This window comes from Kitasatospora putterlickiae (assembly GCF_039527695.1).
Taxonomy (GTDB): Bacteria; Actinomycetota; Actinomycetes; order Streptomycetales; family Streptomycetaceae; genus Kitasatospora; species Kitasatospora putterlickiae.
Genome location: NZ_BAAAKJ010000286.1, coordinates 34,401 through 47,103 on the forward strand (window position 1 = coordinate 34,401; position 12,703 = coordinate 47,103).

11 protein-coding genes are annotated in these 12,703 nt (G+C 72.1%); 7 read left to right on the forward strand and 4 right to left on the reverse strand.

Annotated features, from left to right (window positions below; translation table 11 throughout):
- Positions 1-20: 20 nt before the first annotated feature.
- Together ABD308_RS27930 and ABD308_RS27935 are read right to left on the reverse strand one after the other, a co-directional pair.
- On the reverse strand, positions 21-1,334 hold the full coding sequence (locus tag ABD308_RS27930; RefSeq protein ID WP_344340172.1) for a M18 family aminopeptidase: 1,314 nt from the start codon (positions 1,332-1,334) through the stop codon (positions 21-23).
- A 195-nt stretch (positions 1,335-1,529) separates the two neighbouring features.
- On the reverse strand, positions 1,530-2,024 hold the full coding sequence (locus ABD308_RS27935; protein WP_344340176.1) for a helix-turn-helix domain-containing protein: 495 nt from the start codon (positions 2,022-2,024) through the stop codon (positions 1,530-1,532).
- Between the two features lie 338 nt (positions 2,025-2,362).
- On the opposite strand from ABD308_RS27935, the gene ABD308_RS27940 reads away from it, so the two are divergent.
- The 5 genes from ABD308_RS27940 (at position 2,363) to ABD308_RS27960 (ending at position 7,402) form a co-directional block, all read left to right on the forward strand.
- Positions 2,363-2,722, forward strand: coding sequence for a beta/gamma crystallin domain-containing protein (locus tag ABD308_RS27940; RefSeq protein WP_344340180.1), 360 nt, complete (start codon positions 2,363-2,365; stop codon positions 2,720-2,722).
- Positions 2,723-2,825: 103 nt separating this feature from the next.
- Complete coding sequence (locus tag ABD308_RS27945) at positions 2,826-3,767, forward strand: hypothetical protein (protein WP_344340184.1); 942 nt, start codon at positions 2,826-2,828, stop codon at positions 3,765-3,767.
- Between the two features lie 559 nt (positions 3,768-4,326).
- Complete coding sequence (locus ABD308_RS27950) at positions 4,327-5,421, forward strand: HlyD family secretion protein (protein WP_425554866.1); 1,095 nt, start codon at positions 4,327-4,329, stop codon at positions 5,419-5,421.
- The gene (locus ABD308_RS27955) at positions 5,418-6,158 is read left to right on the forward strand and encodes an ABC transporter ATP-binding protein (protein ID WP_344340192.1); all 741 of its coding nucleotides are present in this window, start codon (positions 5,418-5,420) and stop codon (positions 6,156-6,158) included. Before ABD308_RS27950 ends, ABD308_RS27955 begins: the two co-directional genes overlap by 4 nt.
- Positions 6,155-7,402 carry an ABC transporter permease gene (locus ABD308_RS27960; protein WP_344340197.1) on the forward strand — a complete coding sequence of 416 codons (1,248 nt, stop codon included), beginning with the start codon at positions 6,155-6,157 and terminating at the stop codon, positions 7,400-7,402. The genes ABD308_RS27955 and ABD308_RS27960 overlap by 4 nt, the downstream gene beginning before the upstream one ends.
- Positions 7,403-7,550: 148 nt before the next feature.
- Here ABD308_RS27960 and ABD308_RS27965 read toward each other — a convergent pair whose 3' ends face one another.
- The gene (locus ABD308_RS27965) at positions 7,551-9,380 is read right to left on the reverse strand and encodes an acyl-CoA dehydrogenase (RefSeq protein ID WP_344340201.1); all 1,830 of its coding nucleotides are present in this window, start codon (positions 9,378-9,380) and stop codon (positions 7,551-7,553) included.
- Positions 9,381-9,606: 226 nt separating this feature from the next.
- Here ABD308_RS27965 and ABD308_RS27970 point away from each other — a divergent pair, with 226 nt between their 5' ends.
- The gene (locus ABD308_RS27970; RefSeq protein ID WP_376137792.1) at positions 9,607-10,107 is read left to right on the forward strand and encodes an SseB family protein; all 501 of its coding nucleotides are present in this window, start codon (positions 9,607-9,609) and stop codon (positions 10,105-10,107) included.
- A 144-nt stretch (positions 10,108-10,251) separates the two neighbouring features.
- Positions 10,252-11,211, forward strand: coding sequence for a pirin family protein (locus ABD308_RS27975; protein ID WP_344340203.1), 960 nt, complete (start codon positions 10,252-10,254; stop codon positions 11,209-11,211).
- Between the two features lie 188 nt (positions 11,212-11,399).
- Here the strand turns inward: ABD308_RS27975 and ABD308_RS27980 are convergent, their stop codons facing one another.
- Positions 11,400-12,221, reverse strand: coding sequence for an integrase (locus ABD308_RS27980; RefSeq protein ID WP_344340205.1), 822 nt, complete (start codon positions 12,219-12,221; stop codon positions 11,400-11,402).
- Positions 12,222-12,703: the final 482 nt, after the last annotated feature.

The following is a 12,703-nucleotide window of genomic DNA, read 5'->3' on the forward strand; positions in this document are numbered from 1 at the left end:
ACCGGGCCCCTCCGCACGTGTCAGCCCTCCAGGAACGCCTTGATCGCGCTCGCCAGCAGGTACGGGTCCTCCGCGCCGCACAGCTCGCGCGCCGAGTGCATGGAGAGCGCGGCGATGCCGCAGTCCACCGTCTGGATGCCGAGCCGGGCCGCGGTGATCGGGCCGATCGTCGTCCCGCAGGGCATGGCGTTGTTGGAGACGAAGGTCTGCCACGGCACGCCGGCCTTCTCGCAGGCCGCCGCGAACACCGCCCGGCCGACGCCGTCGGTGGCGTACCGGTTGTTGACGTTCACCTTGAGGATCGGGCCGCCGTTGGGCAGCGGGTGGTGGCCCGGCTCGTGCCGCTCGCTGTAGTTCGGGTGGACGGCGTGGCCCATGTCGGAGGAGAGGCAGACGGTGCCGGCCAGCGCCCGGGCCCGGTCCTCCAGGCCGCCGCCGCGCGCGTAGACACTGCGCTCCAGGACGTTGCCGAGCAGCGGGCTCTGCGCACCCGTGTCCGACTCGCTGCCGGTCTCCTCGTGGTCGAAGGCGGCCAGCACCGGGATGTACGGCAGCGCCGCGCCGTCGGTCTCGGCGGCGGTGGCCACCGCGGCCAGCGCGGCGGTGGCGGCGTGCACCGAGAGCAGGTTGTCCAGCCGGGGGCCGGCCAGCAGCTCGCGGTCCCGGCCCAGGTAGGAGGCGGGCTGGACGTCGTGGGTCATGAGGTCCCAGCCGGTCACCTCGGCCGCGTCGACCCCCGCCCGCTGGGCGACGTAGCCGATCAGCGAGCCCTCGTCGACCGGGCCGAGGCCCCAGATCGGCGTGAGGTGGCGCTGCTTGTCCAGCTTCATGCCGTCGTTGACCTGGCGGTCCAGGTGGATCGCCAGCTGCGGCACGCGCAGCAGCGGCTCGTCGAGCTGGACCAGCCGCCGGCCGCCGTCGCGCAGGGTGAGCCGGCCGGAGAGGCCGAGGTCGCGGTCGAGCCAGGTGTTGAGCGGCACCCCGCCGTAGATCTCCACCGCGACCTGCCGCCAGCCCGCCGACCCGGTGTCGGGGATCGGCTTGACCCGTAGATTGGGCGAGTCGGTGTGTGTCCCGACCACGCGGAACGGCGTCTCGGGGCCCGCGCCGGCCGGCACGTACCAGGCGATCAGCGCGCCGCCGCGGACGACGTACCGGCCGCCGGCCACGCCGTCCCAGGAGTCCGTTTCCAGCACCTGCCGGAAGCCGGCTTTCTCCAGACGCTCGGCCGCGCTCGCGACCGCGTGATAGGGCGATGGCGAGGTGCCGAGGAAGGCGATCAGATCATCGGTGTGCGTCCGGTCGAAGAAGGCCTGGCGGGCGGCGGTCGACATGCTGCTCCTGGGTCGAGGGAGGGCCGAGGCCGAAATGGGGGATCGGCTTCGCCCCTTGAGCATATGCCCGTACACGGACATGACACTCGGAGCATCCCAACGGATGCAGAACGCAGACAGAAACGTGAACTGACGCTCCGCGCCCGCCCGTCACCCAACACCCCCGCCCGCGTCCACCACCCCGCTGACCGCCGGTCAGCCCGCCGGCCGCAACTCCTCCAGTCTCCTCACCAACTCGTCCACCGGAAGCTCGGGAACGGCCGCCAACACCGCCCCCGCCAACCGGGCAGCCGCCGGAGAGCCGGAGCACGCGCGCAGCAGCGCCCCGCGGACCTCCGGGTCCCACTCCCCCGGATCGACCCCTCCCACCAACTCGAACATCAACAGCACATCGGAATCCGCCAGTTTGCCGGTGCCGGACACCTCCCGCTCCAGGGCCTTCACGGGTTGCGCCGCCGGAACGTTCGCCGCCTCGACCAGAGCGGCGGCCTCCGCGTGCTCGACACCGAGCGCCAGGACGATCCGGCGCAAGGAGCCGGTGCGGGGCGACGCCCGCCCCCGCTCCAGGTTGCCGATGGCCCGGGAGCTGAGCCCCGAACGTGCGGCCAGTTCCTCCTGTGTGAGGCCGACGGCCTCTCTCATGGTTCGCAACAGCCTTGCGAAACGGCTCCCCCGTCCAGGCACTCTCATCCCCCCGGATGTTCGACGCCTGGGCCTCACCCTACGTAGGCGCACCAACACTCGCAACCATCGTGGTGGGCGCCACAGGACATCCCTCTTGAAGCGGGACGCACCATACGGGGCTCGGTCCTCAACGGGAGCGCGCAGCCGCCGAACCGCTGAAGTTCCGGCACAACTTCCTGTTGCTCCTGGCGATTTCAGGTCAGGATCGAAGCGCTTCGGGCGCCTTCGGGAGGCCGGGGGCGCCGACCCCGCCGTGCAGGGCAGGGCCGGCGCGTATGTGCTCCAGCGCGCACCACCGCACAGTCATCAGCCATCCAGTGGCACGACCAAGGAGCTGTAACATCATGGCACTTCGCAAGCGCATCGCCGCGGTCGCCCTCGCGGGCGCCGCTGCCGTCACCGCCTCCGTGGTGGCGGCCGGACCGGCCGCCGCCATCTACCGCGTGGACACGGCCACCTGCAACTCCCGTTCGGACTTCTTCACCCTGTGGAACTACCCGCCGAAGGTCTGCTTCGCGGAGAACGGTTCGACGAGCGTCGCGATCTATGACGTGTACGAGGTCGACTCCGGCAACAACGAGTCGTACTTCAACTGGTACAGCAGCGCCACCGGCCAGAACTACACCAGCCACCTGTACAACGGCGGCTGGCAGGCCTTCAACCCCAAGGTCAAAGTGACCTACATCAACATCGTCGGGCGCTGACCGCTGCCGGCGGCCGAATGACCCGACCGCCGGGTGGCGGGCCCCGCGGGGTCGCGGGGCCCCCCACCGCCCGACGCCCACCCCGGACACACGAGGAAGAGAGATGGCGAAGCACCTGACGAACCGCGCCGCAGGAGTGGCCCTCCTCGTGGCGGGCGCGCTGGCGGTGGCGGCCTGCGACAGTTCACCGGACGGCGGGTCGGCGGAGACGCCTCCGCCACTCGGCCCGGTGACGACGATCACCGATCCGGGCCAGATCACCATGCCCACCGATGCCTATATTCCCACCGTGGCGCAGGTTCGACAGGTCCAGCGGGCGCAGGACGCGGTGACCGCCGACTGCATGCGCGAGTTCGGGTTCACCGCCAGGCCGACCGAAATCCTCGGCCTCGACGACGCCCCCCGACAGCGGCTGACGCACAGCGCCGTCTACGGGTACTTCGACGCGGACGGCATGCAGTCGAACGGGTACAACAACGGGCGTGCGGGCACCCCGCCCCCGGCCGCCACCGGCGCCGCCCCGCCACCGTCCGCCGACGAGCAGACGGCGCTCACCGGGGACGATCCGCGGACCCGGCAGAAGGTCGACCAGCTCAACGGGAAACCGGTACCACCCGGCGGCTGCGCCCAGAAGGGCCGGGACACCGTCGGGCCGCTGCCGATGTTCTCCGACGCGGCACTACCCGAAGGCGGCCCCAAGATCCCCGCGAACGACCCGCGGGTGGCCGAGGCCTATGGCAAGTGGTCGGCCTGCATGAAGGAAAAGGGGTTCGACTACAAGGACCCGGTGGCCGCCAACATCGACGCCAAGTGGCGCGAGCCGTCCGAGCGGCCGCCGAGCGCCAACCAGATCGCCACCGCCACGGCCGACGTGGCTTGCAAGATCGCCAACAACACCGTCGGGGTGATCGTGGCCGTCCAGCAGACGTACGCCAACCGGTACATCGAGGCCAACGCTGCGAAGCTGGCGGAGTACCGGCAGAAGACCGACGATCAGCTGAAGAAGGCGGCCCAGCTCGTCGCCTCCAGCGGCCAGGCCGGCTGAGCACGCCCACTTATCCCCGGAATACCTTCCATCAGCGACACTTGAACGACATCAAGTGCCTTAGGGGAAAACCTTGTTGACGATCCGTCCAGGCAGTTCGGAGCCTGCGGAAGGGAACCCGGCACAGCAGTGCCCGCCGCCTGTCGGTCGCACCCGCTCCGCACGGCGCAAGCGGGTGCTGCTGGTGGTGGCGGCTGCGGCAGCGCTGCTCTCGGTGGGCGGGCTCGGGGCGGCCACACTGGTGAAGTCGCCGGCCGAACGGGCCGCGCAGGCCGCGCCTCCGGCGAACAGCCTTATCACCGCTCCGGTCGTCAGCCGGGTCCTGAACCAGTCGGTGCCCACCCGCGGCGTCGTCTACCCGCCGACGAGGTACGACATCGTGCCCGGCAGTGCCTCCGCCGACATCACCCAGTTGTACGTCTCCAAGCTGACCGTGAAGACCGGCGACACAGTCGCCGGCGGACGGTTACTGGCCGAGGTGTCCGGGCAGCCACTGTTCACGCTGAAAGGGCCGGTGCCCGCCTACCGGGACATCAAACCCGGCAGCAGCGGTCCGGACGTGGGTGAACTCCAGGATGCCCTGGTGGAACTGGGTCTGTCGATCCGCTCGGACAACAGGGGCTCGTTCGGTCCGGGAACCGCGCAGGCGGTCACCGACTTCTACAAGCGGCTCGGGTACCCTGTGCCGACCACCGGCTCCGCCACCCAACAGGCCGTCGACACCGCGCAGAAGGCGGTGGACGCGAGCCAGCAGGCCGTCGATTCGCTCACCGCGCGGAAACGGTCCGCCCGATCGGCGCCGTCTCCCGTGTCGGCGCCCACCGGAACGCCCACCGTTTCCCCGACACCCACCGCCGGCACCGATCCGGCGGCCGGCACCGACCTCGATCTCGACCAACAGCTCGCCGCCGCCAAGAAGCAACTGGCCACCGACAAATCCGCCCTGGCCAAGGCGGCCTCGGTCAACGGTCCCATGGTGCCTGCGGCCCACGTGGCCTTCCTGCCCACCCTCCCGGCCTCGGTCACGGCCGTCAACGGCCAAGTCGGCTCACCGGCATCCGGCACCCTGCTCTCGCTCACCAGCGGCGGGCTGAGTCTGACCGGCCAGCTCACACCCGCGCAGGCCACCGACGTGAAACCGGGCATGGCTGTGGAGATCCTCGTCGAGGAGACCGGCGCCAAGCTCGCCGGCACGGTCGCGGAGCTCGGCGCGCCGTCCACCACCGCCCCGGCCGGCCGGGTGATCACCTTGGGCGGCGCCGCCGCTGCTGGCGGCACCCCTCCGGCCGCAGGCCAGGGCGGTGCCGCCGCCGCACCACCCGGACAGAACGGCCAGAACGGCCCGGCCGCCGACGGAACGGCCGCCTCCGCCTACATCCCCCTCACGGTGGCGCCCACCGCGCCGCTGCCCGCCGAGCTGAACGGCAAGAACGTCCGGCTCACCGTGCTCAAGGACAACGCCGACAAGCCCGTCACCGCCGTGCCGGTCGCCGCGATATCCACCAACGCGTCCGGCCGGACGTCGGTCACCAAGGTGGACGCCGCCGGCAACCGGACCGACGTCCCGGTGACCNNNNCCGACGGCATGGTCGCCGTCACTCCCGCCGACGGGGCCGTGCTCAAGCCCGGCGACCTGGTGGTGGTCGGCAAGTGAGCCATCCGTCCGACGACCGCCGCGCCGGCGAGCCGCCCGTCATCGCCCTGCACGGGGTCGGGCGGTCCCACCCGGGCGAACCTCCGGTGACCGCGCTGCACCCCTGCGACCTCACCGTCCACCGCGGCGACTACCTCTCGGTCACCGGTCCCTCCGGCTCCGGCAAGTCCACCCTGCTGCACCTGCTCGGGCTGCTCGACACCCCCAGCCGGGGCCGCTACGAGCTGGACGGCATCGACACCGGTGACCTCCGCGACCGGGACCGGGCGACCCTGCGCGGCCGGCGGATCGGCTTCGTCTTCCAGTCCTTCCACCTGCTGCCGCACCGCACCGCCGAGGAGAACGTGCTGCTCGCCCAGCTGTACAACCGCACCCCGGCGAAGGATCGCCGCGCCGCCGCCCTGGAAGCACTGCACCGGGTCGGCCTCGGGCACCGCACCGACGCGCTGCCCACCACCATGTCCGGTGGCGAACGCCAGCGCGTGGCCATCGCCCGGGCCCTGGTCAACCGTCCCAGCCTGCTGCTCTGCGACGAGCCGACCGGGAACCTGGACTCGGCCAACGCCGAGGCGGTGCTCGAACAGTTCGACCGGCTGCACGCGGAGGGCTTCACCCTGGTCGTGATCACCCACGACCAGGCCGTGGCCGCCCGGGCGGGCCGCCGGGTCAGCATCCGGGACGGGTGGCTCACGCCGCTGTCCGATCCGGACGCGGCGGAGGAGGCGGGTGTCCGGTGAAGCGCGTCCGGCTCCCCGAACCGTCCTCCCGGCTGGGGCTGCGCGACCTCGGCTCGGAGTCGCTCGCCGGCGTCCTGCAGCGCCCGGGCCGCTCGGTGCTCACCATGCTCGGTACGGTGCTCGGCATCGGCGCCTTCGTCGCGGTGCTCGGCCTCACCGCGACCGCCTCCGGACAGATCGGCGAGCAGTTCAGCCTGACGAAGGCGACCACGGTGAACGTCACCGACCGGCCCCGGACCGACGGGGTGGCCCCCGGCGCCAACCCGCCGACGAACTTCCCGGCGGACGCGGACGGCCGGCTCGCCCGGATCGACGGGGTCCGCGCGGGCGGCGTCTGGTGGCCGCTGCCCGGCGCCCCGGTGGTCTCGGCCCGACCGGGCGGCGAGAACGAGGGCACCGGGCTCGCCGTCCTCGCCGCCACCCCGGGCGCGGTCGCCGCGATGGAGCCGACCCTGGCGGCCGGCGTCACGATGGACCCGTTCGTCCAGGACACCGCCCAGCCGGTCGTCCTGCTGAGCCAGGCCGCGGCGACCCGGCTGAACGTCAGCCGGCTCGACGCGCAGCCGGCGATCTTCATCGACGCGATGCCGTACACGGTGATCGGCATCTACTCGGACGTGCAGCGGCAGCCCGGCGCGCTGCTCGGCATGATCGTCCCGGCGAGCACGGCGCTGGCCCGGTACGGCAACCCGGGCGGCGAGCCCGACCGCGCGGCGCAGGGACTCATCGCCACCCGGGTCGGTGCGGCCTCGGTGGTCGCCGCGCAGGTACCGGTCGCGCTGCGGCCCGACGCCCCGGACGCGTTCACCGTCGTCCCGCCCCCGGACCCGCACAGCCTGCAGGACAAGGTGACCTCGGACCTCACGGGCCTGTTCCTCGCGCTGGCCGCGATCTGCCTGCTGGTCGGCGCGGTGGGGATCGCCAACACCACACTGGTGGCGGTGCTGGAGCGCACCCAGGAGATCGGCCTGCGCCGCTCGTTGGGCGCCCGCACCGGGCACATCGCGACCCAGTTCCTCGCCGAGTCCACCGCGCTGGGCACCCTCGGCGGGCTCATCGGAACGGGTCTCGGGGTGACGACGGTGGTCGCGGTCGCCGCCGCCCGCGATTGGACGGCGGTGCTCCAGCCCGCTGCGACGCTTCCGGCACCGCTCATCGGCACCACGGTCGGACTGCTGGCCGGCCTCTACCCGGCCCTGCGGGCAGCACGCACCGACCCCCTGCAGGCCCTGCGCGCCGCCTGAACGCGCGGTCGCGCTGCCTGCGGGCACGGCGAAGGGCCCGATCGGGAGACCGGGCCCTTCGGCGTGAGGGTGGGGTCAGGCGGTCAGAGAGGTGTCACGCGCAGCGTGCCCGGCGAAAGGGTGGCGGCGGGAGACGGGTGGGCGGGCGTCAGAACGCCTCCTCCGCCAGCTCCATGATCTCGTTGTCGACGCCCTCGGCGATCAGGCGCTGCGGGGCGACGGTCGGCAGCACGTTCTTCGCGAAGAAGCGGGCGGCCGCGACCTTGCCCTGGTAGAACGGCACGTCCTTCTCGGAGGCGCCGGCCTCCAGCTTGGCCAGGGCCACCGCGGCCTGGCGCAGCAGCAGCCAGCCGACCACGACGTCGCCGGAGACCATCAGCAGGCGGGTGGTGTTCAGGCCCACCTTGTACATGTTCTTGACGTCCTGCTCGACCGAGGAGAGGTCGGCGAGCAGCTTGCCGACGATGGCCTCCAGGTCGCCGGCGGCCTTGGCGAGCAGCTCGCGCTCGGCGGCGAGGGCGTCGCCGCCGGCGGCGGAGCCGAGGAACTTCTGGATCTGCTCGGACAGGGCGGTGAGCGCCTGGCCGCCGTCCTTGACGATCTTGCGGAAGAAGAAGTCCTGGCCCTGGATGGCCGTGGTGCCCTCGTAGAGGGTGTCGATCTTGGCGTCCCGGATGTACTGCTCGATCGGGTACTCCTGCAGGTAGCCGGAGCCGCCGAAGGTCTGCAGGGACTGGGCGAGCTGCTCGTAGGACTTCTCCGAGCCGTAGCCCTTGACGATCGGCAGGAGCAGGTCGTTCAGGCGCTCGGCGGCCTCGTCGTGCTCGCCGCGCAGCCTGGCGGCCGCCATGTCGTCCTGGACCGAGGCGGTGAACAGCACCAGGGCGCGCATGCCCTCGGCGTACGACTTCTGGGTCAGCAGCGATCGGCGCACGTCCGGGTGGTGGGTGATGGTGACGCGCGGGGCGGTCTTGTCCAGGAACTGCGAGATGTCGGCGCCCTGCACGCGCTCCTTGGCGTACTCCAGCGCGTTCAGGTAGCCGGTGGAGAGGGTGGCGATGGCCTTCGTGCCGACCATCATCCGGGCGAACTCGATGATCTTGAACATCTGGCGGATGCCGTCGACCTTCTCGCCGAGCAGCCAGCCCTTGGCCGGGTGCTTGGCGCCGAAGGTCATCTCACAGGTGTTCGAGGCCTTCAGGCCCATCTTGTGCTCGACGTTGGTGGCGTAGACGCCGTTGCGCTCGCCCAGCTCGCCGGTCTCCCAGTCGAAGTCGTACTTGGGGACGACGAACAGGCCCAGGCCCTTGGTGCCCGGCTTGCCGCCCTCGGGGCGGGCCAGCACCAGGTGGACGATGTTCTCGGACATGTCGTGCTCGCCCGAGGTGATGAAGCGCTTGACGCCCTCGATGTGCCAGGAGCCGTCCTCCTGCCGGACCGCCTTGGTGCGGCCGGCGCCCACGTCCGAACCGGCGTCCGGCTCGGTGAGGACCATGGTGGAGCCCCACAGCCGGTCGGTCATCCGCCTGGCGATCTCAAGCTGCTCCTCGGTGCCCTCCTCGGCGATGACGCCGGCGAAGGCCGGGCCGGAGGAGTACATCCAGATGGCCGGGTTGGAGCCGAGGATCTGCTCGGCGAAGGCCCAGATCAGCGAGTTCGGGGTGACCTGGCCGCCGATCGACTCCGGGATGCCCAGGCGCCACCACTCGGCGTCCATGAAGGCCTGGTAGCTCTTCTTGAACGCCGCCGGGATCGGCGCGGTGCTGGTCTCCGGGTCGAAGACCGGCGGGTTGCGGTCGGTGTCGGTGAAGGACGCCGCGAGGTCGTTCTCGGCGAGGCGCGAGATCTCGCTCAGGATGTTCTTCGCGGTCTCGACGTCCATCTCCGCGAACGGTCCGGTGCCGTACACCTGCTCGCGGCCGAACACCTCGAAGAGGTTGAACTCCACGTCCCGCAGGTTGGACTTGTAGTGACCCATGGCCGTTATCTCCGGTTCGTCGCTTCCGGGACATCTCCGCTTCGGGGCGCCCGTACCCACCAGTAGGCCTCATGATGCTACCCAGCGGTAACTTGTTTCAAGCCCCTGCCGGTGAATCCTCCGCGGATTACCGTATGAACGTGGTCACGTCCCACAAGTCGGGACGGCCCGCTCTTGTCAGGATCGACGCCCGCGCGGGGACCCGCGCTCCCGATAGCCTGTCCGTGTGTACGGCTATGACCAGAACGCGTACCCGGGCGACCCCTACCAGCAGGCGGGGCCGCAGCCGGGCATGAACGGCATGCCCGGCCCCGGCCCGTACGGCGAGCAGCCGCCGAGCGCACAGCAGTCCCTCTATCCGGAACCGTCGCCGCCGTCGCTGGCCGACGCCGTCCGGGCCTTCACCACCGGCTCGATGGCGGTGGAGGACTTCCAGGCCATCTTCATCACCTCCAAGGTGCACTGCCCGCGCGGCGAGCGGCCGGGCTTCCTGGCCCTGCACAACACGCCGACGCCGGTGATCCCGATGTTCAGCTCGCTGAAGGAGCTGCGCCGCTACGCCGGCAAGGACTCCAAGCACTTCACCGTCACCGGCGCCGAGGTCCTCGACCTGCTGCCGACCGGCTACGGCTTCGCGCTGGACATGGAGGGCGAGCACCGGATGGTGTTCGACGCCAAGGCGGTCGAGCAGATGGTCGACTTCACGATGCGCCGGATGTACGGCTGACGGACGATGGACGGGTGGGGGCGGCCCGCCCCGCCGGGTGGTCGCCCCGTACGGATTTGGTTCAAAATTCAACTTGCTTCTTGTTGAGGATTGAACTAATCTCGTGGACACAGGCCAGAGGAACACCCACCGAAGGAGGCCGACATGCCCGCCGTGACCGTCGAGAACCCGCTGACCCTCCCGCGCGTCGCCACCCCCGACCCCGCCGTCACGAGCGCCCGGCCGGTCCTCACCGTGGCCACCGCTCCGGAAGGCTTCGAGGGCGAGGGCTTCCCGGTCCGCCGCGCCTTCGCCAAGATCAACCAGAAGTACCTCGACCCGTTCATCATGATGGACCAGATGGGCGAGGTGGACTACGCGGCCGGCGAGCCCAAGGGGACCCCCTGGCACCCGCACCGCGGCTTCGAGACCGTCACCTACATCATCGACGGGACCTTCATCCACCGGGACTCGCACGGCGGCGGCGGCACCATCACCGACGGCGACACCCAGTGGATGACCGCAGGCTCGGGCCTGCTGCACATCGAGACCCCGCCGGAGTCCCTGGTGCGGTCCGGCGGCCTGTTCCACGGCCTCCAGCTGTGGGTCAACCTGCCCGCCTCGGACAAGATGATCACCCCGAAGTACCAGGACATCCGCGGCGGCAGCGTCAAGCTGCTCAGCACCGACGACGGCGGCGCGCTGCTGCGCGTCATCGCCGGCGAGCTGGACGGCCACCAGGGCCCGGGCACCACCTTCACCCCGATCACCATGATCCACGCCTCGATCAGCCCCGGCGCCCAGATCACCCTGCCCTGGCGCTCCGACTTCAACGCCCTCGCCTACGGTCTCGCCGGCAACGGCGCGGCCGGCACCGAGCACCGCCCCTTCCACCGGGGCCAGGCCGTCGTCTTCGGCGACGGCGACTCGATCACCCTGCGTGCCGACGAGAAGCAGGACTCCCGCGACACCAACTTCGAGGTCGTCCTCCTCGGCGGCCTGCCGATCCGCGAGCCCGTCGCCCACTACGGCCCGTTCGTGATGAACAGCCACCGCGAACTCCAGCAGGCCATGGAGGACTTCCAGGCCGGCCGCCTCGGCACCATCCCCGCCGACGGCCACTGACACACCCGCGCGAAGCCGTTCCCGGCCCCGGGGGCCCGTTCGCGCGCCGGCCGTTCGCGCGTCAGGCGGTCGCGGGGCGACGCCCGAGGGCTTCATCGACCCGCCGGGCCGAGCCGAGGACCCGATCGTCCGGGGCGGCCACACCGTCGACCCCGCCGTCGTCGAGGACGCCCGGCCCCCGGTTCCGGCTAGAGCCGGGCGTAGAGGGCCGAGGCGTCGTCGTGGGCCTTGCCGCGCGGCCAGCGCTCGCAGGTGGCGTCGGCCCGCTCCGCCGCCCGCACCTGGGCGATCAGCTCGGCCGGCCCGGACTCGGCGAGCAGCCGTAGCGCGTCGCCCCAGCCGCCCAGGCCGAAGCGCTCGGTGAAGCGCGCGGCGCCGTCCGACAGGGCGGCGACCGCGCGCAGCCCGGCCAGCGGGACGAAGCCGGTCTCGGCGTGCGCGGCCGCCCGCGGGCTGGCGGCCGCGATCCACGGGCCGTGGCCGGAGTTCCGGGCGGCCCGGACGGCCCGGACGTACTCCAGGTGCAGCGCGGCGCGCTCGGCGGTGCCGGGCACCGTCGACCAGACCTGCCGGCGCAGCTCCTCCCCGCCCGGGAAGCGCTGGTTGTCGCCGATCACCCGGGGCGGGCCGTCGGCCGGCTCCAGCACCAGCAGCGAGTCGCCGAGCACCAGGTACTCCAGCGCCGGGCCGTGCCGCCGGGCCGCCACCACCATCGCGGCCGGGGTGTTGGGGTGGGCGAGGTCGCAGCGCCCGCCGTGCAGGGCGGCCGTCTCGGCGATCGCGTCGGCCAGGCACTCGGCGATCGGGCGGTCCGCGCGGTCGGTGAGGCGGGCGAGCAGGTGCACCCCGAGTCTGCGGACGTACCAGGCGGTGCCGTGGTGGCAGCCGGACTCCAGGCCGGTCGGCGAGCTCGAACCGTCGAGCAGCACCAGCGCCTCCGACGTGGCCGCCGCGAAGTCCTCGCTCTCGCGGTCCGGCCGCCGTGCTTCCCCTGCGAGCTGTACCTGCATCCCGACAGTGTGCGCGCCGGGTGCGCCGGAGGCCCAGCCCCGTGCACGCGCCACATCGCGCCGCCCGCGGCGCGCCGCCCGTGCCACCTCGCGCGCGCCGCGCCGCCCGTCCCCGGTGGCAGGCCGGGGGATCCGGCCATACCGTCGGACCACGGGGGACGTGCCGGCCGAGGGCGAGGAGCGTGGGATGTTCTGGGAGTTCATCGTGCTGGTGGTCGCCTCGTTCGGCTTCCCGACCGCCGCGCTGCTCTTCTTCATCGGCGGGCCCCGCTTCCCGGACGAGCGGCGCGACGGCCGGTAGCGGGTCAGCGCGCCGGCAGCGCCCAGGCCGGGTCGCGGCCCAGCAGGGCGAGCGCGCGCGCGAACGGCCCGGCCGCCTCCCCGGCCTCCAGGACGGCGGCGAAGGCCCGCCCCGGCGCCCGGTCCGCCAGGGCTGCGGGCACGGCCCCGGCCACCGCGAGCAGTTCCCCGGCGAGCGGCGG

Excerpts from the sequence above, each read along its gene's own strand:
- ABD308_RS27965 (WP_344340201.1), bottom strand. The coding sequence starts at position 9,380 with ATGGGTCACTACAAGTCCAACCTGCGGGACGTGGAGTTCAACCTCTTC.
- ABD308_RS27945 (WP_344340184.1), top strand. The coding sequence starts at position 2,826 with ATGGCGAAGCACCTGACGAACCGCGCCGCAGGAGTGGCCCTCCTCGTG.
- ABD308_RS27935 (WP_344340176.1), bottom strand. The coding sequence starts at position 2,024 with ATGAGAGTGCCTGGACGGGGGAGCCGTTTCGCAAGGCTGTTGCGAACC.
- ABD308_RS27930 (WP_344340172.1), bottom strand. The coding sequence starts at position 1,334 with ATGTCGACCGCCGCCCGCCAGGCCTTCTTCGACCGGACGCACACCGAT.
- ABD308_RS27940 (WP_344340180.1), top strand. The coding sequence starts at position 2,363 with ATGGCACTTCGCAAGCGCATCGCCGCGGTCGCCCTCGCGGGCGCCGCT.
- ABD308_RS27975 (WP_344340203.1), top strand. The coding sequence starts at position 10,252 with ATGCCCGCCGTGACCGTCGAGAACCCGCTGACCCTCCCGCGCGTCGCC.
- ABD308_RS27980 (WP_344340205.1), bottom strand. The coding sequence starts at position 12,221 with ATGCAGGTACAGCTCGCAGGGGAAGCACGGCGGCCGGACCGCGAGAGC.